The sequence below is a fragment of the Sphingobacterium sp. HJSM2_6 genome, from assembly GCF_049316305.1.
Classification (GTDB): domain Bacteria; phylum Bacteroidota; class Bacteroidia; order Sphingobacteriales; family Sphingobacteriaceae; genus Sphingobacterium.
In genome coordinates this window covers 68,972-89,284 of the sequence record NZ_JBMOXB010000013.1, presented here as the reverse complement: position 1 = coordinate 89,284, position 20,313 = coordinate 68,972, and the positions used below count along the sequence as shown (strand labels likewise).

General features: G+C 37.2%; 19 protein-coding genes and 1 tRNA gene. 12 read left to right on the top strand and 8 right to left on the bottom strand.

The genetic code is table 11. From position 1 onward, the window contains the following. Positions 1-54: 54 nt before the first annotated feature. Positions 55-594 carry a DUF2892 domain-containing protein gene (locus tag ACFRAE_RS12400; RefSeq protein WP_422797479.1) on the bottom strand — a complete coding sequence of 180 codons (540 nt, stop codon included), beginning with the start codon at positions 592-594 and terminating at the stop codon, positions 55-57. A 96-nt stretch (positions 595-690) separates the two neighbouring features. Between ACFRAE_RS12400 and ung the strand changes: the two genes are divergently transcribed. Further along, complete coding sequence (gene ung / locus ACFRAE_RS12395) at positions 691-1,362, top strand: uracil-DNA glycosylase (RefSeq protein WP_422797478.1); 672 nt, start codon at positions 691-693, stop codon at positions 1,360-1,362. On the opposite strand, the gene ACFRAE_RS12390 is transcribed toward ung, so the two are convergent. Both ACFRAE_RS12390 and ACFRAE_RS12385 read right to left on the bottom strand, forming a co-directional pair. Beyond that, the gene (locus ACFRAE_RS12390; protein WP_422797477.1) at positions 1,359-2,423 is read right to left on the bottom strand and encodes a DUF6695 family protein; all 1,065 of its coding nucleotides are present in this window, start codon (positions 2,421-2,423) and stop codon (positions 1,359-1,361) included. The genes ung and ACFRAE_RS12390 overlap by 4 nt on opposite strands. Positions 2,424-2,430: 7 nt before the next feature. Further along, positions 2,431-2,901 carry an Lrp/AsnC family transcriptional regulator gene (locus tag ACFRAE_RS12385; protein WP_422797476.1) on the bottom strand — a complete coding sequence of 157 codons (471 nt, stop codon included), beginning with the start codon at positions 2,899-2,901 and terminating at the stop codon, positions 2,431-2,433. Between the two features lie 329 nt (positions 2,902-3,230). On the opposite strand from ACFRAE_RS12385, the gene sufB reads away from it, so the two are divergent. The 4 genes from sufB to ACFRAE_RS12365 all read left to right on the top strand — a co-directional run bounded on the left by sufB (position 3,231) and on the right by ACFRAE_RS12365 (position 8,342). Beyond that, entirely contained in the window at positions 3,231-4,682 is a 1,452-nt protein-coding gene (gene sufB, locus ACFRAE_RS12380) for a Fe-S cluster assembly protein SufB (protein ID WP_422797475.1), read from the top strand. A 67-nt stretch (positions 4,683-4,749) separates the two neighbouring features. Continuing rightward, positions 4,750-5,508 carry a Fe-S cluster assembly ATPase SufC gene (sufC, locus tag ACFRAE_RS12375; protein ID WP_422797474.1) on the top strand — a complete coding sequence of 253 codons (759 nt, stop codon included), beginning with the start codon at positions 4,750-4,752 and terminating at the stop codon, positions 5,506-5,508. 45 nt (positions 5,509-5,553) lie between these two features. Beyond that, a complete protein-coding gene (gene sufD, locus ACFRAE_RS12370; protein ID WP_422797473.1) occupies positions 5,554-6,861 on the top strand; it encodes a Fe-S cluster assembly protein SufD in 1,308 nt (435 codons plus the stop codon). Positions 6,862-7,124: 263 nt separating this feature from the next. Continuing rightward, positions 7,125-8,342, top strand: a complete 1,218-nt coding sequence (locus ACFRAE_RS12365) for an MFS transporter (protein ID WP_422797472.1) — start codon at positions 7,125-7,127, stop codon at positions 8,340-8,342. Positions 8,343-8,383: 41 nt separating this feature from the next. Here the strand turns inward: ACFRAE_RS12365 and ACFRAE_RS12360 are convergent, their stop codons facing one another. The 3 genes from ACFRAE_RS12360 to ACFRAE_RS12350 form a co-directional block, all read right to left on the bottom strand. Then, a complete protein-coding gene (locus ACFRAE_RS12360; protein WP_422797471.1) occupies positions 8,384-8,821 on the bottom strand; it encodes a PH domain-containing protein in 438 nt (145 codons plus the stop codon). A 43-nt stretch (positions 8,822-8,864) separates the two neighbouring features. Then, a tRNA-Gly gene (locus ACFRAE_RS12355) sits at positions 8,865-8,937 on the bottom strand. Positions 8,938-9,025: 88 nt separating this feature from the next. Further along, entirely contained in the window at positions 9,026-10,567 is a 1,542-nt protein-coding gene (locus ACFRAE_RS12350) for an NAD(P)/FAD-dependent oxidoreductase (RefSeq protein WP_422797470.1), read from the bottom strand. 147 nt (positions 10,568-10,714) lie between these two features. On the opposite strand from ACFRAE_RS12350, the gene ACFRAE_RS12345 reads away from it, so the two are divergent. The 4 genes from ACFRAE_RS12345 to ACFRAE_RS12330 all read left to right on the top strand — a co-directional run bounded on the left by ACFRAE_RS12345 (position 10,715) and on the right by ACFRAE_RS12330 (position 13,819). Then, entirely contained in the window at positions 10,715-11,293 is a 579-nt protein-coding gene (locus ACFRAE_RS12345) for a LemA family protein (RefSeq protein ID WP_422797469.1), read from the top strand. An 80-nt stretch (positions 11,294-11,373) separates the two neighbouring features. After that, positions 11,374-11,808: a TPM domain-containing protein gene (locus tag ACFRAE_RS12340; protein WP_422797468.1), complete on the top strand. Its 435-nt coding sequence runs from the start codon at positions 11,374-11,376 to the stop codon at positions 11,806-11,808. 4 nt (positions 11,809-11,812) lie between these two features. Next, entirely contained in the window at positions 11,813-12,643 is an 831-nt protein-coding gene (locus ACFRAE_RS12335) for a TPM domain-containing protein (RefSeq protein WP_422797467.1), read from the top strand. 48 nt (positions 12,644-12,691) lie between these two features. Further along, the gene (locus tag ACFRAE_RS12330; protein WP_422797466.1) at positions 12,692-13,819 is read left to right on the top strand and encodes a redoxin domain-containing protein; all 1,128 of its coding nucleotides are present in this window, start codon (positions 12,692-12,694) and stop codon (positions 13,817-13,819) included. Positions 13,820-13,887: 68 nt separating this feature from the next. Here ACFRAE_RS12330 and radA read toward each other — a convergent pair whose 3' ends face one another. Then, complete coding sequence (gene radA / locus ACFRAE_RS12325) at positions 13,888-15,276, bottom strand: DNA repair protein RadA (protein ID WP_422797465.1); 1,389 nt, start codon at positions 15,274-15,276, stop codon at positions 13,888-13,890. A gap of 69 nt (positions 15,277-15,345) precedes the next feature. On the opposite strand from radA, the gene ACFRAE_RS12320 reads away from it, so the two are divergent. Together ACFRAE_RS12320 and ACFRAE_RS12315 are read left to right on the top strand one after the other, a co-directional pair. After that, on the top strand, positions 15,346-15,852 hold the full coding sequence (locus tag ACFRAE_RS12320; protein WP_422797464.1) for an RNA polymerase sigma factor: 507 nt from the start codon (positions 15,346-15,348) through the stop codon (positions 15,850-15,852). Next, entirely contained in the window at positions 15,852-16,502 is a 651-nt protein-coding gene (locus ACFRAE_RS12315; RefSeq protein ID WP_422797463.1) for a hypothetical protein, read from the top strand. Before ACFRAE_RS12320 ends, ACFRAE_RS12315 begins: the two co-directional genes overlap by 1 nt. 434 nt (positions 16,503-16,936) lie before the next feature. Here the strand turns inward: ACFRAE_RS12315 and ACFRAE_RS12310 are convergent, their stop codons facing one another. Further along, on the bottom strand, positions 16,937-19,066 hold the full coding sequence (locus ACFRAE_RS12310; RefSeq protein ID WP_422797462.1) for a M3 family metallopeptidase: 2,130 nt from the start codon (positions 19,064-19,066) through the stop codon (positions 16,937-16,939). A 158-nt stretch (positions 19,067-19,224) separates the two neighbouring features. Here ACFRAE_RS12310 and ACFRAE_RS12305 point away from each other — a divergent pair, with 158 nt between their 5' ends. Then, positions 19,225-20,313: a DUF4407 domain-containing protein gene (locus tag ACFRAE_RS12305; protein ID WP_422797461.1), complete on the top strand. Its 1,089-nt coding sequence runs from the start codon at positions 19,225-19,227 to the stop codon at positions 20,311-20,313.

Sequence of the window (20,313 nt, the reverse complement as noted above, 5' to 3'; positions counted from 1 at the left end):
AAGGTCTTTCTATCGAAATAGAAAGACCTTTTTTTTATAATAGGGTTAAATGTATTATCTGGAATAGCGAAACTGCTGCTTATCCATCATACCCATTTGTGTTTTCATCATTTTTATTTGCTCTTCCAATAATTTGTTTTTATCGGCTTTTTTAGCTTCCGCTAACAATTTCTCGGCTTCTCTTTTATTACGTCTAGCCATGGCAATGCCCGCTAAGCTTAATTTCGCTAATGCGACATTGTGATCCATATGTAAGCCTAGAGACAAGGCTTTTTTAAAGAATTTTTCAGATTGCAATGGAGCACGTTGAGATTCAATTAATCCAAGTAACATGTGGTAATACCCATGTTGTGCACTGATCAATTCCTTTTCGTAATTGTTGATTTTGCTTAACCATACTTCAGCTTTATCCATACGTTCTTTACGCAAAAACCACTGTGCAACAAGCATTTTCTCATTAAAGAAAACAGTAACCCAAGCTAAAATGGTTATTAAAATTGCTAATATACCCCAGCCCCAGAAACCGAACCAAAACAATGCTACTGTTCCAACTACCAATAAACTACAAATGATTATTCTGACTAAATTTGACATAATTCTCTTCAATACTGTAAGTTTGCAAATATCCATTAATTTAGCGTGTTATGCAACTTGTTTGCAGCGAAATAAAATAAAATTACATTTATCAGCATGTCGATACCATACGATCCAAGTTGGGAAACCATCCTAAAGCCATTATTGGAAACAACGAATATGAGCAGATTGTTCCAATTCATTCAAGAGGAACGTCTTCAAAAAGAAATATTCCCAGCACAAGAACTCGTATTTAATGCATTTAATTTAACAGCACTGTCCAAACTAAAGGTGGTGATTTTAGGTCAAGATCCCTATCATAACATTGGTCAAGCGCACGGCCTATCTTTCTCTGTACCCAAAGGAATTGCCATTCCCCCAAGTTTAAAAAACATTTACACCGAATTGTCCACCGATATCCCTGGCTTTCAGCAGCCTAATCATGGAGATTTAACCACCTGGGCTACCCAAGGAGTTTTACTATTGAATGCAACATTAACGGTTCGTGCCCATGAGCCGGGATCACACCAGAAAAAAGGATGGGAACAATTTACAGATCAGATCATCCAACAGCTATCAGATCAATGTCCACATATCGTATTTTTATTATGGGGTAATTATGCCATCAAAAAATCCGTTTTAATAAATCAACAGAAACATTTAATCCTTACTTCAGTACACCCTTCACCATTATCTGTATACAGAGGATTCTTTGGAAGTAAACCCTTTTCAAAAACAAATGCTTTCTTGGTAAAAAACCATCTTGAGCCGATTGATTGGCAAGTTTAGGCTAAGCGCTCTAATAAATTAATATACTTGTAATCGGCAATAGGTAACTGTTTAATGTGATTGATTTTTATTTTGGTATTGCCTTGAATAATATGTGTAAATAGCAAATGGCTATCATAAGCAATATCCCAAGGATCTTGCAGATTTATAGGACTAGAAGGCTTACCAATGACCACATATTCTAATATCCCTTGGCTAGAAAAACGGCTTATTTCAAACTGATTGTCTGTTCTTGGATGTACATAATACCATGCGCCATCCCCTACTCCACCTAAATATTTGGCTTGTTTAGGAACTGTAATGGGCTTAGAGGTGTATAGCACTGCCCCAATAATTTTATCATTAGGAAGGAAACTTGCTTTAGACTTCACCATATTATCCCCAATTTGTTTCACCAAAAATAAAAAGGATTGCCAACGGTTCATTTTAAAACTTTGAATACCCTGTTCAGGCACATAACTATAAACTTGCCTATTGTTATTCACATTAACAATATTACTTATAGGACTTGCTTTGATGGTTTCTGGAAAATTGATGGAGTGCCAGTAGGTATATTTCACACTAGACTTCATCAACATCCTGGTAATAAATCGAGAGCAGTTATTGTTATTTTTAGCCACTGCGCCATAAGGGTAGGTTCCTTGCGTTACACAGGCATCCCCATACGCTTTTGCTAATCCAAAATTTATATGGTTCACTACATTAAAAAACACCCTCCCTTCACCATACATCACCGACTTCATGTCTTCAAAATGTTGTAAAATCTCTACTAAATTTTCTATTTTGTCTTCTTGAATTTGCGCTTTTAATTGGATTTGCAATAAAGGATCCGAGTCTTGAGACCTTGCTCTACCATATCCTCTGGGCGTGATATACCTCCCAAAATCATAAAATAGCATTTCTCCACTTGTCCTTTTAATAATTACTACGGCTGTATGACCAACCTTAAAATTTAAGTTTTTGACTAATCCTATTTTCTTGAAAAACATCATCCATTTTTCATCACCCCGAATCAATGCATCAGGCCAAGTAAGTATGATTGCTAAGTCATTGTAAGCCATATGGAAATTAATATTCTAAAGGTACAATAGGTTCTTTCTTACTGGTCGACATGATCATCATCGTCTGAAAGGTTTTCACAAATGGGATTTTTGAAATTTTCTCCATGATCACTCCTTCATATGCCTTAATATCTTTCACATAAACTTTAAGAATAAAATCGCAGTTACCCGTCACGTGATGACATTCGGTTACTTCAGGGATTGCTCTCACAGCTTCCACAAATTCAGGAATTGCATTGTGTGTATGAAAATCTAAAGAAACCTGAATAAAAGACTTTATCCCTAATCCTAATTTCTCCTCATCCACAAACGCATGATAACTTTTAATGAAACCAGAGTTTTCTAATTTACGCACACGTTCAAGCGTTGGTGCCGGTGAGAGCCCAATATTTGAAGCTAATTGCAAATTAGTGATCCTGCCATTCTCTTGGAGAAGTTTTAGAATTTTTAGATCTGTTTTATCAGGTTGGTAAGACATAGGAGTTCAAATAAATTAAAGAATCATAAATATACAAAATTTAATTTGGTAAAATTATAATATCATACTTAGGATAAATTAATTACATCATCATATAAGTTTCATCGATTACGTATAACTAAATATATCAACAAAAACTATTAAGATCATGCTATTGTAAAATTGTAATTCTTACAAATCGCTTGAATTGGCAAATAAGTGACATTTGTCATTTTTTTTATCCTTATACCGTATGAAAGGTCATGAAATTGACGTTTATGTGCAATTTAAGTCGTAACTTTGCAAATCAAATAGAATAGGTGTTTACCTATATTTAAAGTGAACGTGATATGAGCACCAAGGACGACGATTTATTAAAAGAGTTAGAGCTCGAAGAATATAAATACGGATTTACGACGGAAATTGAAATGGATATAGCTCCAAAAGGGCTAAATGAAGATACCGTTCGTTTAATATCTAGTAAGAAAAATGAGCCTGAATGGTTATTAGAGTGGCGGTTGAAAGCTTTCCGTCATTTTATGTCCATGAGTATGCCTTCCTGGCAAAACTTCAAAAATCCAGATGTAGATTTTCAAGAATTATCCTATTATGCTGCACCCAAAGCGAAGAAGCAATTGGACAGTATAGACGAGGTAGATCCTGAATTATTAGCTACGTTTGAAAAATTAGGCATTCCTTTGGATGAGCAGAAGATTTTAGCAGGCGTAGTTGCCGTAGATGCTGTATTTGACTCGGTTTCTGTTAAAACTACCTTCCGCGAGAAACTGAAAGAGAAAGGCGTAATATTTTGTTCATTCGGAGAAGCTGTTCAAGAGCATCCTGAATTAATTAAAGAATATTTAGGAACTGTGGTTCCTCAAACAGATAATATCTACGCCGCATTAAACTCTGCTGTATTTTCGGATGGATCTTTCGTATTTATTCCAAAAGGCGTTCGTTGCCCAATGGAATTATCTACCTACTTCCGTATAAATGCTCAGAATACCGGCCAATTTGAGCGTACATTAATTATTGCAGAAGAAGACTCTTATGTTTCTTATTTAGAAGGATGTACAGCACCTATGCGTGATGAAAATCAATTACATGCGGCGGTCGTAGAATTGGTTGCTTTACGCAATGCGGAAATTAAATATTCTACCGTTCAGAACTGGTATCCAGGAGATAAAGATGGAAAAGGTGGTATTTTCAACTTCGTAACAAAACGAGGAATATGTAAAGGCGATTATTCTAAAATCTCATGGACTCAAGTAGAAACCGGTTCAGCGATTACATGGAAATATCCTGGAGTTATTTTGAAAGGTGATCATTCTGTAGGAGAGTTTTATTCCGTGGCAATGACACGTAATAAGCAGGTAGCCGACACCGGTACAAAAATGATTCATTTAGGAAAGAATACCCGTTCTAAAATTATTTCTAAAGGAATCTCTGCTGGAACTAGCCACAACAGCTACCGCGGCTTAGTAAAAATAGGTCCAAATGCCGACAATTCAAGAAACTTTACACAATGTGATAGTTTGTTAATTGGCGATCGTTGTGGAGCGCATACCTTCCCATACATTGAAAACAAAAACAAATCAGCAAAATTAGAGCACGAAGCAACCACTTCTAAAATTGGAGAGGATCAAGTGTTTTATTTAAATCAACGAGGTATAGATTCGGAGAAAGCCGTAGGACTTATTGTCAATGGTTACGCCAAAGAGGTTTTGAATCAATTACCAATGGAATTTGCTGTTGAAGCACAAAAATTATTAGCGATCTCATTAGAAGGATCTGTAGGATAAGAATAATATAGTTTACGCGCTGGTAAGCAGAAACAATTGAAAACCAACGCATACTCAAGAAAAAGATATGTTAAGCATAAAAAATTTGCATGCGTCTATTGAAGACAAAGAAATATTAAAAGGATTAAATTTAGAAGTTAAAGCTGGGGAAGTTCATGCTATTATGGGGCCTAATGGAGCAGGTAAAAGCACCTTGGGTAATGTATTGGCAGGTAGAGATGCCTACGAGGTAACTTCAGGTTCAGCACTATTGGATGGCGTAGATTTATTGGATTTATCCCCAGAAGATCGTGCTAGAGAGGGTTTATTCTTAGCATTCCAATATCCAGTAGAAATCCCTGGTGTTTCAAACATCAACTTTTTGAAAACTGCCGTTAATGATATCCGCGAATACAAAGGCCTTCCACCTATGGAAGCTAAAGAATTCTTGCAAATGGTTAAAGACAAGCAAAAGCTTGTTGAATTCTCCGCTAACCTAGCGAATCGTTCATTAAATGAAGGTTTCTCTGGTGGAGAAAAGAAACGTAATGAAATATTTCAATTGGCTATGTTAAATCCAAAGCTTTCTATTTTGGATGAAACAGATTCAGGTTTAGATATTGATGCATTAAGAATTGTAGCAAATGGTGTAAATCAATTGCGTTCTGAAGGCAATGCTTTTGTAGTTATTACACACTACCAACGTTTATTAGATTATATTGTTCCTGACTTTGTGCATGTATTGTACAACGGAAGAATTGTTAAATCAGGTCCTAAAGAATTAGCATTAGAACTTGAAGAAAAAGGTTACGATTGGTTAAAAGAACTAGATGCGCAGAACGCCTAAGGCATTAATAGAGAATAGGTAATGAGCGGATTGACAACAAATAACATGAGTACATTAGTAGCAAATTCCTTATTTCAACAGTTGGTTTCAACTTTTGGAGATTTGGACCATAGTAATGATACGCCTTCAGTAAACACCCAAAGAAGGGAAGCTTTTGAGCGTTTTCAAACATTAGGATTCCCTACTGTTAAAAATGAAGATTGGAAATATACCAATATCCATCAATTAGTAAACAAAACTTACTTATTGAATGAAGATGTTGATGTAGCAAATCTTGATTTAAGTAGAGCTGATATTCCAGGCTTAGATGCACACCGCATCGTACTTGTTAATGGGCAATACATTTTAGCGTTTTCATCCTTAGAAGATGAAGTTGGATTGGTATTAAAGCCAATTGAAGAAGCTCAAGAGGAAGTTAACTTTAAAAAACATTTCGCAAAACATGCGGATAAAACAGACTCAGCGCTAGTTGCACTAAATACTGCCTTGCATACTTCAGGTATTTACTTGGAAATCCCTAAAAACAAAGTTGTATCCAAGCCTATTCAAATTATCCATGTTTCTTCTGGAAAACAAGATTTCTTTACACAAACTAGAAACTTGTATGTCTTAGAAACTAATGCGGAGGCTGAAATTATTGAAACATTTATTACAGTAGGTGAAGCTGTTCCTAATTTAAATAATAAAGTTGCTGAAATTGTTCTTCAAGAGAATGCCAAGCTGCAACACTATTATTTACAATTGGCATCCAACCAAAGTAGTTATATCAATCATACAGAAGTATACCAAACAAAACATAGCTTATACAACAATTACAATTGTAATTTCCCAGGCGTTAGTTTTGTTAGAAATGATATTAACGTCAGATTAGATGATGAAAACGTTGAATCTCATTTATACGGTATCAATTTATTAGCAGACAAGCAATTTGTAGATAACCATACGGTAGTAGATCATATGAAACCGCATTGTGAATCTTACGAATGGTATAAAAATATTCCTCAAGATAATTCGGTTGCTGTATTTAACGGAAAAATATTTGTTCGTGAAGATGCACAAAAGACCAATGCATTTCAACAAAATAACAATATGTTAATTGGTGATCATGCAACGGTTTATACCAAACCTCAATTAGAAATATTTGCCGACGATGTAAAATGTTCTCACGGTTGTACCATGGGACAGTTTGACGATGAAGCTTTGTTTTATTTACGCGCTAGAGGTATTGGCGAAGAAAGTGCCCGAATATTATTAGTCCATGCATTTGCATTTGATGTAACTTCTCGATTCTCGAATGAAGTTGTTAGAACCTTCGTCGAAGAATTAGTAGCAAAAGGACTAGAAAGAAATTAGTAGTGTAGTTTTAGTAATAAAGCGTTTAGGCCTGAGCTTAAACGCTTTTTTTATGCATTAGCCTGAACCATCAAAAAGTGTTCCGGTACAGCAATTTTTAATTGTTCTCATTTTAACTAATTTTACCCTTTGGAAAATTTATTGACGAACCATCAAGCTTAGAGATTAAAATATTCCAAGGGTAAATAATTAAGATTTAATTTACCACAGCACAACATTCACTTAACGAAAAAAGCAATAATTTAGCTGTACAGCTCACATTCATGGAAAAGAAACATTGGTTCCGAACCTATATTTTCATCTGGACAGGACAATTCATCTCCTTATTAAGCAGTTCAGCTGTAAATTTCGCTATTATCATCTGGCTAAGTATTGAATACAAATCTGCAGAAGTATTAGCCTTTTCAGCAATCGCTGGTTTATTGCCACAAGGGCTTATAGGTCCATTTGCTGGAGTATACATCGATCGATGGAACCGAAAGAAGGTCATGATATTTGCAGATTTATTTATTGCCTGCTGTACCATTCTCATGACGTTTGCCATCAAGGATGGCCATGTTTCTTTACACCTACTCTATTTATTGATGGCCTGCAGATCCATAGGTTCCGCTTTTCATTCCCCAGCTATGCAAGCCATAGCACCCTTATTAGTACCCGAAGATCAATTACTACGTGTAGCAGGGATCAATCAAATGTTACAGTCCATCAGTAGCATTGCTGGCCCCGCATTAGGCACCTTGGCAATTGCCAGCCTACCCATCAATAAAGTTATCTACCTGGATGTGATAGGCGCTGCCATGGCAATCTGTAGCTTATTATTTGTACACATACCACACCTTCGTGTCCATACAAAAGGATCCATAAAACAAGTGATAAGCGATTTAAGAATTGGACTAGCGGCTATTTACAGGCACCGTGGCATTCGAATGATGTTCTTGTATTCCATGATAGCAACCATGGCGATCTTACCAATAGCAATCCTCTTTCCATTGTTAACCATAGATCATTTTGGAGGCAAGGAATTTGAAATGAGTGTCATCGAAGTCATTTGGGGTATTGGAATGCTTATTGGGGGTTCCTTGCTAAGCATTTTTAAAATTAAACTCTCCAAGATTATCCTTTTAAATGCCATGCACATCCTGCTTGGACTTACCTTTGTCCTATCAGGAATCTTCCCCTCCAATTGGTTCCCAGCATTTGTCTTAGTTACCGGTTTTGGAGGCTTAGCGATGTCTATCTTTTCCGCAACATTTATGACTATCATTCAAGAAAGAGTACCCCCAGAAATGTTAGGAAGGGTATTTTCGTTATATTTTAGTTTTGCTATTATTCCCAGTTTGGTTGGATTATTATTTGCTGGTTCCATTGCCGACATATTAGGCGTTGCCAATGCCTTTATTATCGCTGGTATAGCGCTTATGCTCGTCGGAGTGATGTCTTATTTAACTCCTTCCTTAATGAATATGACGAAGGATAACTAAGCGCGCCAATCGCGCAGAAAATTCACTGTACATCATTCTAATCATCCGGATGATGTGTAGTTCACAGAAATATCCGGATTGATTTCCAATAAGGCATCAACCATCTCTTGATTACTTTGAGGCGAAAAATAAATTTCATCGTATCTATTATAGTATACGATGATTCCATGCTCCGCAGTGGCAGGTTTCATTCCTACCCATAGCGTTCTGCCTACCTCTATTTTATGAATATCTTTAATCCGAATAGATCCAAAAAGAAAAAAACTGCGGTAATAAATCTTCCCTTCAAACAGGCGGTACCTTGTCGTCCATTGAATTATCAAGAAAACTAGCGTGATTATACCGTATTGGATCAGCAAAAACTGTATTGATTTCCAAAAATCTCTTTCTAGCGCAAGGAACAAGAAAAACAATGGAGAAATCCATAAATAAACCTTGCCGTAGGACTTAAAATCTAACTTTGGTTTAAATATTTGCATAGTCTAAAATAAAAAAAACTTCCCTGATTAGGAAGTTTTTCTGAGCGAAAGACGAGATTCGAACTCGCGACCCCAACCTTGGCAAGGTTGTGCTCTACCAACTGAGCTACTTTCGCTTTTGCTGCCTCAAAAATACAACAATAGACAGGTTTTATCAATATTTTAAGGTATTTTTTTCTTACCGTAATTGCTATAATTTGTGAATTAGACCGTTATGGCATCAATACAATTCATCCCATCGATCGCTGCAGAAACAATCCCACCTGCATAACCTGCCCCCTCTGCACATGGATACAATCCTTGAACATCTGGATGCTGCAAGGTATCTTTATCTCTTGGAATTCGAATAGGCGAAGAAGTTCTTGATTCCACGCCTACCAAGATCGCTTCGTTTGTGTAATAGCCTTTCATTTTTTTACCAAAAATAGGTAAAGCCCCCTGCAATGCCCGATAGACAAAGGATGGCAATACCTCTCTTAAGTCTACCGATCGCGTTCCTGGTTTATACGAATTATCGGGCAAGTCTAGGGATACTTTATGCTGAACAAAATCGACCATACGTTGCGCTGGAGCCACTAAATTTCCCCCACCCAATGTAAAAGCCCGCTGTTCAATCTCGCGTTGAAAATTCAATAGTGCAAAAGGGTCTTCAGCGGCATTAGCAACATCTTCCAAATTTATTTGAATAACAGTTCCCGAATTTGCGTGAGGATTATTGCGTTTGGAGGGAGACCATCCATTCACCACAATTTCAGAATGATCCGTCGCACATGGGGCTATTATTCCTCCAGGGCACATACAAAATGAAAATACACCCCGTTCATCAACTTGTTCTACTAAACTATAATAAGCTGGTGGTAGATTTTCTGGACGTACCGAACAATGGTATTGTGCTTGATCAATAATGGCCTGAGGATGTTCGATGCGAACCCCTAATGCAAAAGGTTTCGCTTCCAGTTGCCAGCCTTTGCTACGGAACAATTCGAAGATATCCCGAGCAGAGTGTCCTGTTGCTAATACAACATGTGCAGCTTTTAACCATTCCCCATTTTCCAATTTAACACCAGTCACTTTTCCAAAACTAGCGGTTATATCGATGGCTTTCGCGTCAAAATGAACTTCTCCGCCACATTCGATGATGCGTTGACGCATACTTTCAATAATATGAGGCAATTTGTTCGTCCCAATATGAGGTCGTGCATCTACCAAAATATCTTCCGTAGCTCCATGTTCCACAAAAATAGACAGCACTTTCTGCACATCACCACGCTTGTTAGATCGGGTATATAGTTTGCCATCAGAATAAGTTCCAGCGCCTCCTTCACCATAACAATAGTTAGATTCCGGATTTACGATTCCTTCCCTATTTATTTTCGCCAAGTCCCTTCGACGATCCTGAACAGCCTTCCCTCGCTCGATAACAATAGGCTTCAATCCACGCTCAATACAACGATACGCGGCAAATAAGCCTGCGGGGCCCGCTCCAATTATTATAACAGCTGTTGCATCCTGCACCGATTGTAAAGCGGAGATATGCTTCGGCAATTCTACGGGTTCATCAATAAAATACACAACCCTTAGTCTAAAAAGCACTTGCTTAGCACGCGCATCAATAGACCTTTTGCGGATATGGAAACCTTGAATACGTTCAAGAGTGACTTTTAACTTCTTTGAACCCATCTGTAGAATACGATCGGGAGCATCGAGTTCTTCGGGATTAAGGGCAATTTCAATTTCTTTTTGCATAATATGGTTGGGGATTTAGCCCAAAAGCATACAAAGTTACCAATTCCTGCCATATTTTCCTTTATGTTCAGGATTGGTATATGGTTTGTTATTGCATATATTAAAAACTATTTCTTAATTTTAAAAAATACAAGTAAAAAATTACACATGAAAAGATTATTAATTGCAGTCGTAGGTTTATTTACAGCACTTTCATTCAGTTCTTGCGGATACAATACCATGGTTTCCCAAGATGAAAATGTAAAAGGAAAATGGGCTCAAGTTGAAAACGCATATCAACGCCGAGCAGATTTAATTCCTAATCTTGTAAACACCGTAAAAGGAGCTGCTCAGCATGAGCAAGGTACTTTAACTGCGGTTACAGAAGCTCGCGCTAAAGCTACCTCTGTATCTGTAGATCCAGCTAATTTGAGTGAAGAAGCTATAGCTAATTACCAACAAAACCAAGATGCACTAACGCAGTCTTTGGGTCGTTTATTAGTCAGTGTAGAAGCTTACCCTGATTTGAAAGCAAATTCGAATTTCCAAGAATTACAGGCGCAATTAGAAGGTACAGAAAATCGTATCTCTGTAGAACGTAGAGCATTTAATGAAGCGGTACAAGAGTACAATACCACCGTACGTAGTTTCCCGAACAATATTATGTCGGGTATCTTTGGTTTCAAACAAAAAGGTACATTCAAAGCTACTGAAGGTTCGGATAAAGCTCCAACCGTTCAATTTTAATAAATAATCATATTTATGAAACGTAAAGATGAGTGTTGCGACCATAGGCTACAGCATTCATCTTTTCTATTTTTGGGAAGATGGAGATTTTAAATCAAGAAGAGCAAGAGAAAGTAGTTCAGGCCATCAGCTTAGCTGAAAATCAAACCTCCGGGGAGATTAGACTGGTCATGGAAAGAAGATTAAAGGGGGATGATGTCTATAAAAAGGCGACCTCCTATTTTGAAAAATTGAACATGCACAAAACCAACCAACGGAACGGTGTATTGATTTATTTAGCTACCGATGATCACCAATTTGCCATTATTGGCGATATAGGGATTAATCAAAAAGTACCTGCTGATTTTTGGGAAATCACCAAGGAAGAAATGTTAAATTTCTTTCGTAAAGGAGATTTTACAAATGGATTAATTAGTGGTATTCAAATGGCCGGACAACAACTATCAACCTATTTCCCTAGAAAGGAAGATGACATTAATGAACTACCTAACGACATATATTTTGGTAAATCATAAACCTATGAACAGAACTGTTCAATTCTTATCGAAATCCTCGAAATTTATTTATGCGACCTTTCTTTTAATAAGCATATCTATTATCACTTTTGCACAGGATTTCCCTGCCGTACCTAACAAACTTGTCACCGATTACACCAATACCCTTACCGCTTCAGAATTACAACAATTAGAGCAGAAGCTTTTGTCTTTTGAAGACTCTACTACTTCTCAAATTGCGGTGGTCGTTATGAATTCGACCGGGGATTATGATATTGCAGATTATGGCGATCGACTAGCCCAAAAATGGGGTATTGGCGATAAAAAATATAACAATGGTATATTATTATTAGTTGCCTTAGGCGATCGTGCGATGACTATTCGTACTGGATATGGCATGGAAGGCGCTATTCCAGATATCATAGCCTATCGTATTATTGAAAATGAAATAAAGCCTGCATTCCGACAAGGCGCATATTACGCTGGGATTGATCGCGGAGTTAATGCCTTGATTTCCTATAGCAAAGGTGAATACAAAGCAGACCCTAATGAGCATAAATTATCGACAGAAGGTGGTCGTGGCATCCCAATCATATTCGTTATCATTGTTGTATTTATCGTCATTAGTGTAATATCCAAACGCGGCGGTGGTGGTAATAACGGTGGCGGTAAAGTGATGGGTGGTAAAGGTGCTTCTGATTTATTTTGGTGGACATTACTTAACTCCTTAGGCCGTGGCGGAAATGATGATGATGATGGTGGTGGATTTGGTGGTGGCGGCTTCGGTGGAGGTGGCGGTTTCGGTGGATTTGGTGGTGGTGGATTTGGCGGTGGCGGAGCTAGCGGCAGGTGGTAAATTGCAATGATATTTGTACATTTACTTCATAATTTATACTAATTGAAGATGAAGAGATTAATTTTAAGCACATTAGCAGCGGTACCAGCCCTGTTATTTGCACAAGAAGACTTTACCTTAAAAGGTAAGATTGAAAATGTAGATAGTCCCGCAAAAGTCTATCTAATGTATGCGAATGATGGCCAACGTATGTTGGATTCAGCATCAGTTTCCAAGGGTGAATTTACGTTTAATGGAACGGTAAGTATCCCGACAGAAGCACGTTTGACCTTATCACCAGAAGGAAAGGCTTTACGAGAATTGAAACAACCTGACTATGTAACCTTGTACTTATCAAAAGGTGTAATTCAGCTGAAAGGTGCTAAACTAGCCGATGCTGCAATCTCCGGAACGGATATCAATAAAGATTACCTAGCTTACAAAGAATTATCAAAAGATTTTACAACCTCATTTGCTGCTCTAAATAAAGAATTTGAACAGGCTTCTGATGAGCAGAAGAAAGATCAAACTTTTATCGCGAGCCTACAAGAACGTGCAGGTAAGCTTTATGAGAATCAAGAAAAAATCAATCTGGACTACATTGCTAATAATCTTAAAAGTTTTGTCGCATTAAATCTTTTAGAACAAGCTGTTTCTGCAGAAAATTTAAATGATTTTATCATTCCCACTTTTGATAAATTTGATCCAACATTAAAAAGCTCAAAAAAAGGTCAAAGCATCAGCGCTAAAATTGAAAAGCTAAAAGCAGTTTCCATAGGTAGCATCGCTCCTGAATTTGCATTGCCAGACACCTCAGGAAATGTATTAGCTTTATCTTCGCTACGAGGAAAATATGTATTAATAGATTTCTGGGCTAGTTGGTGTGGACCATGTCGTCAAGAAAACCCAACTGTCGTTGCGGCTTTTAATAAATTTAAAGACAAAAATTTCACCGTTTTAGGGGTGTCATTAGATCGTGAGAATGCCAAAGATGCTTGGTTAAAAGCAATTAAGGATGACAAGCTGGAGCAATGGCCTCATGTTTCTGATTTGAAATTCTGGCAATCTATTGTCGTACCTATGTATGCAATCCAAGGAATTCCTCAAAACTTTTTAATTGACCCAAGTGGGAAAATCATCGCTTCAAATTTAAGAGGCCCTGCTTTGGAAGCTAAATTAACCGAACTAATAAAATAATTCTGCTCATGCAGCATAACATAATAGGGCCATATGATTCATATGGCCCTATTGTTTTTCAAGAACAGCTAACCAAATAGATTCCTAAAGATGTCTTCTAGGGTAGCCACAGGCCTTACCAAGATCTGGTATTTCTTTACATCCAGCCCCTTACTGTTATATTTAGAGATAAATATTTGTTCAAATCCTAACTTCTCTGCTTCCTGTATGCGTTGTTCGATGCGATTTACTGCTCTTATTTCCCCAGACAAACCCACTTCTCCTGCAAACGTAATCGTTGAAGGCAATGCGATATCCTGTTGAGAAGATATTAAGGAGGCTATTACCGCCAAATCAATGGCTGGGTCTTCAACCCGAAGTCCGCCGGCAATATTAAGAAAAACATCCTGAGCACTTAATCGAAACCCAAAGCGTTTCTCCAACACGGCCAATAACATATTTAAACGTTTGGTATCAAATCCGGTAGAACTCCGCTGTGGCGTTCCAAATGCAGAATTGGACACTAAAGCCTGTACTTCAATCATCAATGGACGAATTCCTTCCAACATAGCCGCAACAGCCACTCCACTGACAGGTTCCTCGCGCTGCGACAGCATGATCTCTGAGGGATTAGAAACCTCCCGAAGACCGGATCCTTGCATTTCATAAATCCCTAATTCGGAAGAAGACCCAAATCGATTTTTAACCGCTCTCAAAATCCGGTATACATGGTGACGATCGCCTTCAAATTGCAGAACCGTATCCACCATATGTTCCAAAACTTTGGGCCCAGCAATGGAACCATCTTTCGTAATATGACCCACTATAAAAACCGGTGTATTTGTCTCTTTAGCAAACCTCAATAACTCCGCAGTACATTCTCGAACTTGAGATACCGAACCAGGAGCTGATTCGATTTGAGCTGTATGTAATGTTTGGATGGAATCGATCACCACCACGTTTGGCTCCACCTGATCTATCTGCTTAAAGATGTTCTGCATAGACGTTTCCGTCAAAATAAAACAGTTGGCATTGGAATGCTGAGATAAGCGTTCAGCCCTCATTTTTATTTGCTGTTCACTTTCTTCGCCAGAGATGTATAACGTTTTCACTTTGGGTAGTCCCAAAGCCAATTGCAGCATCAAGGTCGATTTTCCAATTCCTGGTTCTCCACCGATCAAGACCAAAGAACCTGGCACTATTCCTCCTCCTAACACCCGATTGAATTCACGATCTAGCGTTTCTAAACGCTGTTCTTCGCTATAAACAATCTCATGAATTATCGCAGCCTTATTCGTGCGCTTACTCGCTCCTACAGGACTAGCACTGCTACGCCACTCGGGGACTCGAGAAGATGCTTTCTCGACGACCTCCTCGACAAAACTATTCCACTGCTTGCAGGATGGACATTGGCCCAACCATTTGGGCGATTCATAGCCACAAGATTGACAGAAATATGCTGATTTTGACTTTGCCATTCAGCGAATTTAAAAAATTGTACGCAGGTATTGTAACAAAACACTACTATTGTAGACAAATAACCGTACATGAATACCAACCTGGAACAAGAGTTCGTCGTGTTATTGGAAAATAATCAAAATATTCTCCACAAAATCTGCAAACTATATACTGCAGATTTAGATGCACATCAGGATTTGTTCCAAGAAATGGTGATTCAACTTTGGAAATCATATCCAAAATTTAAAGGAGACGCTAAGTTTTCTACTTGGGCTTATCGAGTTTCTTTAAATACAGCAATTTCTCTTTATCGGGGAAAACGAACCAAAATAACCTTGGTAGAATGGGATCAATCCTTCGCCAACATCCGTTATGAAGAATACAATGCCGATGAAGAGGAGCAACTCAAACACTTGTATGATGCCGTGAGGCAATTGAATGATATTGACAAAGCGCTGGTATACATGTATTTGGAAGATAAAGATTATGCAGAAATTTCTGAAACACTTGGGATTAGCGAAGTAAATGCAAGAGTGAAAATGAACCGCATCAAAAGTAAATTAAAAGTTATGTTAGCTAAGAAAGGAGTTGTCTAATGGATGGGTTAGATTTATTAAAAAAACACTGGCAAAAAAATGAAGAATTTCCTCAAATCAATAAAGAGGAAATCCGTGGAATGTTGCATAAAAACTCTTCTTCCATTGTGAAATGGATATTTTATATAAGTGTCATTGAACTATTTTTAGGATTAGCGCTTAATATTGCCTATTTATTCTATGATAAAGAGCCGAATACGGAACACATCTTTTTCCGTGTGATGAATGACTTTGTTGATATTGCGACTTACCTTATCATTGTTTATTTTGTGTATATTTTTTTCAGTCAATATAAAAACATTAAAAACACCAAAAACACCAAGGAACTACTAAATAGTATCTTAAAAACACGAAAAACCGTTAATTACTACATAAAATTTAATATCTATTTTATTATTTATGCCGTCACCTGTTCCAGTATCTCCGTGCTTTATGATCGGTACCAAGAAAATAACCATGTTGGGGAAATCATTTTTGTATCCATCATCGTTATCCTATTGATGAGCCTTTTTGCATGGCTATTTATTTTTATCGTCAAGGGTTACTACCGCATTATTTACCTCAGGTTAGTAAAAAAACTAGATAAGAATTATGAACAATTATTGGAATTAGACGCTGATGAAATAGAAACCCCGCTAAAAACGGAATAAGCTTTTTTCATCATTAAATAAATCCCATTGCTCATAAAATGGGATTTCGCGATGTTGTATCTACCTATCCCAGCAACATTGAATGCGCGAAGACTTGATAAGCGAATCACCTCACAGCATTAAACCCAAAAATTAAAAATCATAGTGGGCATTTAAAACAAAAAGACTTGCTCTCTTACGGATCTCCTTCGGATCTTAGTCGGAAATGCATTGAAACAGCATCGTAAATTTCCGAAGGAGATGCGACAGAAACCCAATGAAAAACCAGTCTAGTTTAGCACTAGATTGCAGAATAAATAAGCGCCATATCGCTTATGGTATTGGAGATTGACTAATTAATCTTAAGTATAAAAAAGCGAGATAAAATAGACCTTCAATAAAAAGGGCCTGTATCCATGCAGATACAAGCCCTTTTCAATTATACTGGAAGAAAATTAATTTAATCCTCTTTTATTCATTAAGTGAATTGGATCAGGGTCTGTACCACGAAACTTACGGTACATTTCTGCTGGGTTTCCAGTACCTCCACGCTCTAAGATATTGCTACGGAAAGACGCTGCTGTAGCAGGGTCGTACAATCCTTTTTCTTTAAACGCAGCAAAAGCATCGCTATCTAATACTTCCGACCAGATGTAACTATAATATCCTGCAGAATAACCACCTTCAAAAATATGTTTGAAATTGGTACTACGGTATCTTGGAATAATCGCATCAATCAATCCAATTTTTTGCATAGCTGCTTTTTCAAACGCATTGCTATTTTCTGCTGTAATGGCCGATGTAGCACTGTGGTAATTCATATCCAATATAGAAGCTGCCAAATATTCTACCGTCGCAAAACCTTGATCAAAAGTTCCTGCTTTTTGCAATTTTTCTATTAATGCATCAGGAATCGCTTCTTTGGTTTGGAAATGCTTCGCATAACTTTTTAACACTTCAGGATCAGAAGCCCAGTTTTCCATTATTTGTGATGGAAGTTCCACAAAATCACGTGGAACGGATGTACCCGCCAAACTTCTATATTTCACATTTGAAAACAATCCATGTAAAGCATGACCAAACTCATGGAATAAGGTACTTGCTTCATCAAAGGTTAATAAAGCTGGATTTTTACCTACTGGTTTTGTGAAATTGCACACGATAGAAATAACTGGTGCAATGCGTTTACCATCTTTTTTACGTTGACTTCTATAGGAAGTCATCCAAGCTCCCGATTGTTTTGAATCCCGAGGAAAGAAATCGGCATATAATAAGCCTAAATGTGAACCATCTTTATCACGTACTTCGTAAACTTCCACTTCTGGATGATAAACAGGTACATTATTCAAAGCAATAAAGGTAATGCCCCATAATTTATTTGCAGTTGCAAATGCACCTTCACGCACATCCGCTAAACTGAAATAAGGTTTAATTTCCTCTTCGTTTAATGCATACCTTTTTTGACGAATTTTCTCTTGATAATAACGCCAATCATAAGGTGCTACCTTAAACGTATCCTTAGCAGCAACAATTTCTTTTTGAATATCAGCGGCTTCTACCTTTGCTTTTTTCAACGCTGGAGTCCATAATTTATTCAATAAGCTATTTACATTCGCAGGATTTTCTGCCATGGAGTTTTCCAAAACATAGGCCGCATGTGAATCATATCCCAACAATTTGGCTTTTTCAAGACGCTTATTCGCAATATCAATTAAGATCTTATTGTTATCTTGTTCATTACCTTGATTACCACGTAACTGATATGCATTCCAAATTTTCTTACGCAATTCGCGATTATCTGCATATTGTAAGAATGGCATTACAGATGGGTTTTGTAGGGTAAATACCCATTTGCCATCTTTTCCTTTTTCTTTAGCTACTGCAGCTGCCGCTTCTTTTAATGCCTCGGGTAAACCGGCAAGATCAGCCTCCTTATCGACTACTAACTCAAAAGCATTTGTTTCTGCTAAAGAATTTTGCTTAAATTTTTTGGTTAATACCGAAATATCTGCATTGATTTTCTTCAACTTTTCTTTATCGGTATCATTTAAATTAGCTCCTGAACGAACAAAACGCTTATAGGTCTCCTCCAATAGTTTTAAATCTTCTGCATCTAAACCTAAGGCTGCCTGCTGCTCATAGACCGATTTTACACGACCAAATAACTTTGGGTTCATCGAAATCTCATCGTAATGTGCAGATAAAATTGGGGCAAGATCTAAATCAATTGCACCTAAAGAATCGTTGGTATTGGCACTGTTTAAGTTTAAAAAAACAATGTTTACTTTATTTAATAGTTCGCCTGCATTTTCTAGGGCAACGATTGTATTTAAAAATGAAGATGCTTCTTCATTATTTACAATCGAATCGATTTCTAAATTGTGCTGTTCTATTGCTTCTTTAAAAGCGGGTCTGAAGTGTTCATCTTTGATTAAATCAAATGGTGGAACCTCAAAATTGGTTTCATAGTTGGCTATTAGTGGATTTTTCAAATGTGCGGCTTCCTCCTTTTTAGCTTCGTTGTTACACCCTACCATCATACTGGCCAAGACCACGCAGTAGGGTAAAAAACTCTTTTTAGTCATTCTAAGATCTTTTAATTCAAATTTTTGTGCAAAGGTAAAGATAATTTAAAATTATTAACAAGCATTTCCAAGACTTATCTCATCACATTGTTAAATTATTAATAATTTAAATGTAACATATATTTGATTTATTCGTCTAATAGACAAACTATTAAAACATGAAAGATTTCTTTTGGTGGTGTGCAGGTATTCATAAAGCCAGTTTATTGAAATATCCTGAAGAGCATAATAAATACCTAAGCATAGGGGCTACAATTTTCTTCACTGGATTGTTTGCCGCTCTGGCAGGTGGCTATGCGCTATATTTTGTGTTTAGTGGGAGTGATTTTGCGATATTATACGCATTACTATTTGGTACTATTTGGGGCTTAGCCATTTTCAACTTAGACCGCTATATCGTTTTGAGTATTGATAAAAGTAAAAGTGGGGGCATGCAGTTCTTACAAGCCTTACCTCGAATTTTATTGGCAATTCTGATCGGTTTGATTATCTCCCGTCCTTTGGAATTAAAAATATTTGATAAGGAGATAAAAGAATACCTTCGTGCGGAATACCTTGTACAGCAAAATGCAAAAATTGACACCTTAAACAAAACCTTTGAGAATAAATATCGGGTTGAATATGGTCAAATGAATGCTTTAAAAATCCAAGCAGATTCTATGGATGCAAGTATTAAAACGGCTAGGCAACAAATGAATCATGAAATATTTGGAACTAAAACCCAAGAGACTTCGGGAGTTATGGGCTATGGCCCTTATGCTAAAATGAAAGAAGCGGAACTCAAAAAGCAAGAAGTTTATTTGGATAGTTTACGATCGCGCATTAACCTTAAGGAGTCCGAATTATTAAATAGGAAAACTGCCGAAGGATTGATGAGTCAGCGGATCCTTTCGGATAGAACATTGGATAGTGCGATTCAAGTGGCAGGCTTTGCCGATCGAAATGCAGCATTGAGTAATCTCCATAAGAAACCCGATGGAACCGTAAACCAATCTACTGAATATGCCGTTATTTTCATTGCCTTACTCTTTATATTCTTCGAATGTTTACCTGTATTTGTCAAATTAATGAGTGGTCGCGATGCTTATGATAATGCGTTGAAAAATCAAAAAGAAATTCACTATTATGAATCTGACACGGAAGTCCGTGTAGAGAAAACGGCGATAGACAAAATAGATGATTTTCGAATAGAAGCTTCCATAAAGCGACGAATGGATAATTTAGAGCAAGAATTTACGGAAAATTAG

Bases quoted from the DNA above. Each gene is read 5' to 3' on its own strand.
- sufD (WP_422797473.1), top strand. From the start codon at position 5,554: ATGAGTACATTAGTAGCAAATTCCTTATTTCAACAGTTGGTTTCAACT.
- ACFRAE_RS12360 (WP_422797471.1), bottom strand. From the start codon at position 8,821: ATGCAAATATTTAAACCAAAGTTAGATTTTAAGTCCTACGGCAAGGTT.
- ung (WP_422797478.1), top strand. From the start codon at position 691: ATGTCGATACCATACGATCCAAGTTGGGAAACCATCCTAAAGCCATTA.
- sufC (WP_422797474.1), top strand. From the start codon at position 4,750: ATGTTAAGCATAAAAAATTTGCATGCGTCTATTGAAGACAAAGAAATA.
- ACFRAE_RS12385 (WP_422797476.1), bottom strand. From the start codon at position 2,901: ATGTCTTACCAACCTGATAAAACAGATCTAAAAATTCTAAAACTTCTC.
- ACFRAE_RS12345 (WP_422797469.1), top strand. From the start codon at position 10,715: ATGAAAAGATTATTAATTGCAGTCGTAGGTTTATTTACAGCACTTTCA.
- radA (WP_422797465.1), bottom strand. From the start codon at position 15,276: ATGGCAAAGTCAAAATCAGCATATTTCTGTCAATCTTGTGGCTATGAA.
- ACFRAE_RS12320 (WP_422797464.1), top strand. From the start codon at position 15,346: ATGAATACCAACCTGGAACAAGAGTTCGTCGTGTTATTGGAAAATAAT.
- ACFRAE_RS12400 (WP_422797479.1), bottom strand. From the start codon at position 594: ATGTCAAATTTAGTCAGAATAATCATTTGTAGTTTATTGGTAGTTGGA.
- sufB (WP_422797475.1), top strand. From the start codon at position 3,231: ATGAGCACCAAGGACGACGATTTATTAAAAGAGTTAGAGCTCGAAGAA.
- ACFRAE_RS12310 (WP_422797462.1), bottom strand. From the start codon at position 19,066: ATGACTAAAAAGAGTTTTTTACCCTACTGCGTGGTCTTGGCCAGTATG.
- ACFRAE_RS12330 (WP_422797466.1), top strand. From the start codon at position 12,692: ATGAAGAGATTAATTTTAAGCACATTAGCAGCGGTACCAGCCCTGTTA.
- ACFRAE_RS12365 (WP_422797472.1), top strand. From the start codon at position 7,125: ATGGAAAAGAAACATTGGTTCCGAACCTATATTTTCATCTGGACAGGA.
- ACFRAE_RS12335 (WP_422797467.1), top strand. From the start codon at position 11,813: ATGAACAGAACTGTTCAATTCTTATCGAAATCCTCGAAATTTATTTAT.
- ACFRAE_RS12390 (WP_422797477.1), bottom strand. From the start codon at position 2,423: ATGGCTTACAATGACTTAGCAATCATACTTACTTGGCCTGATGCATTG.
- ACFRAE_RS12305 (WP_422797461.1), top strand. From the start codon at position 19,225: ATGAAAGATTTCTTTTGGTGGTGTGCAGGTATTCATAAAGCCAGTTTA.
- ACFRAE_RS12315 (WP_422797463.1), top strand. From the start codon at position 15,852: ATGGATGGGTTAGATTTATTAAAAAAACACTGGCAAAAAAATGAAGAA.
- ACFRAE_RS12340 (WP_422797468.1), top strand. From the start codon at position 11,374: ATGGAGATTTTAAATCAAGAAGAGCAAGAGAAAGTAGTTCAGGCCATC.
- ACFRAE_RS12350 (WP_422797470.1), bottom strand. From the start codon at position 10,567: ATGCAAAAAGAAATTGAAATTGCCCTTAATCCCGAAGAACTCGATGCT.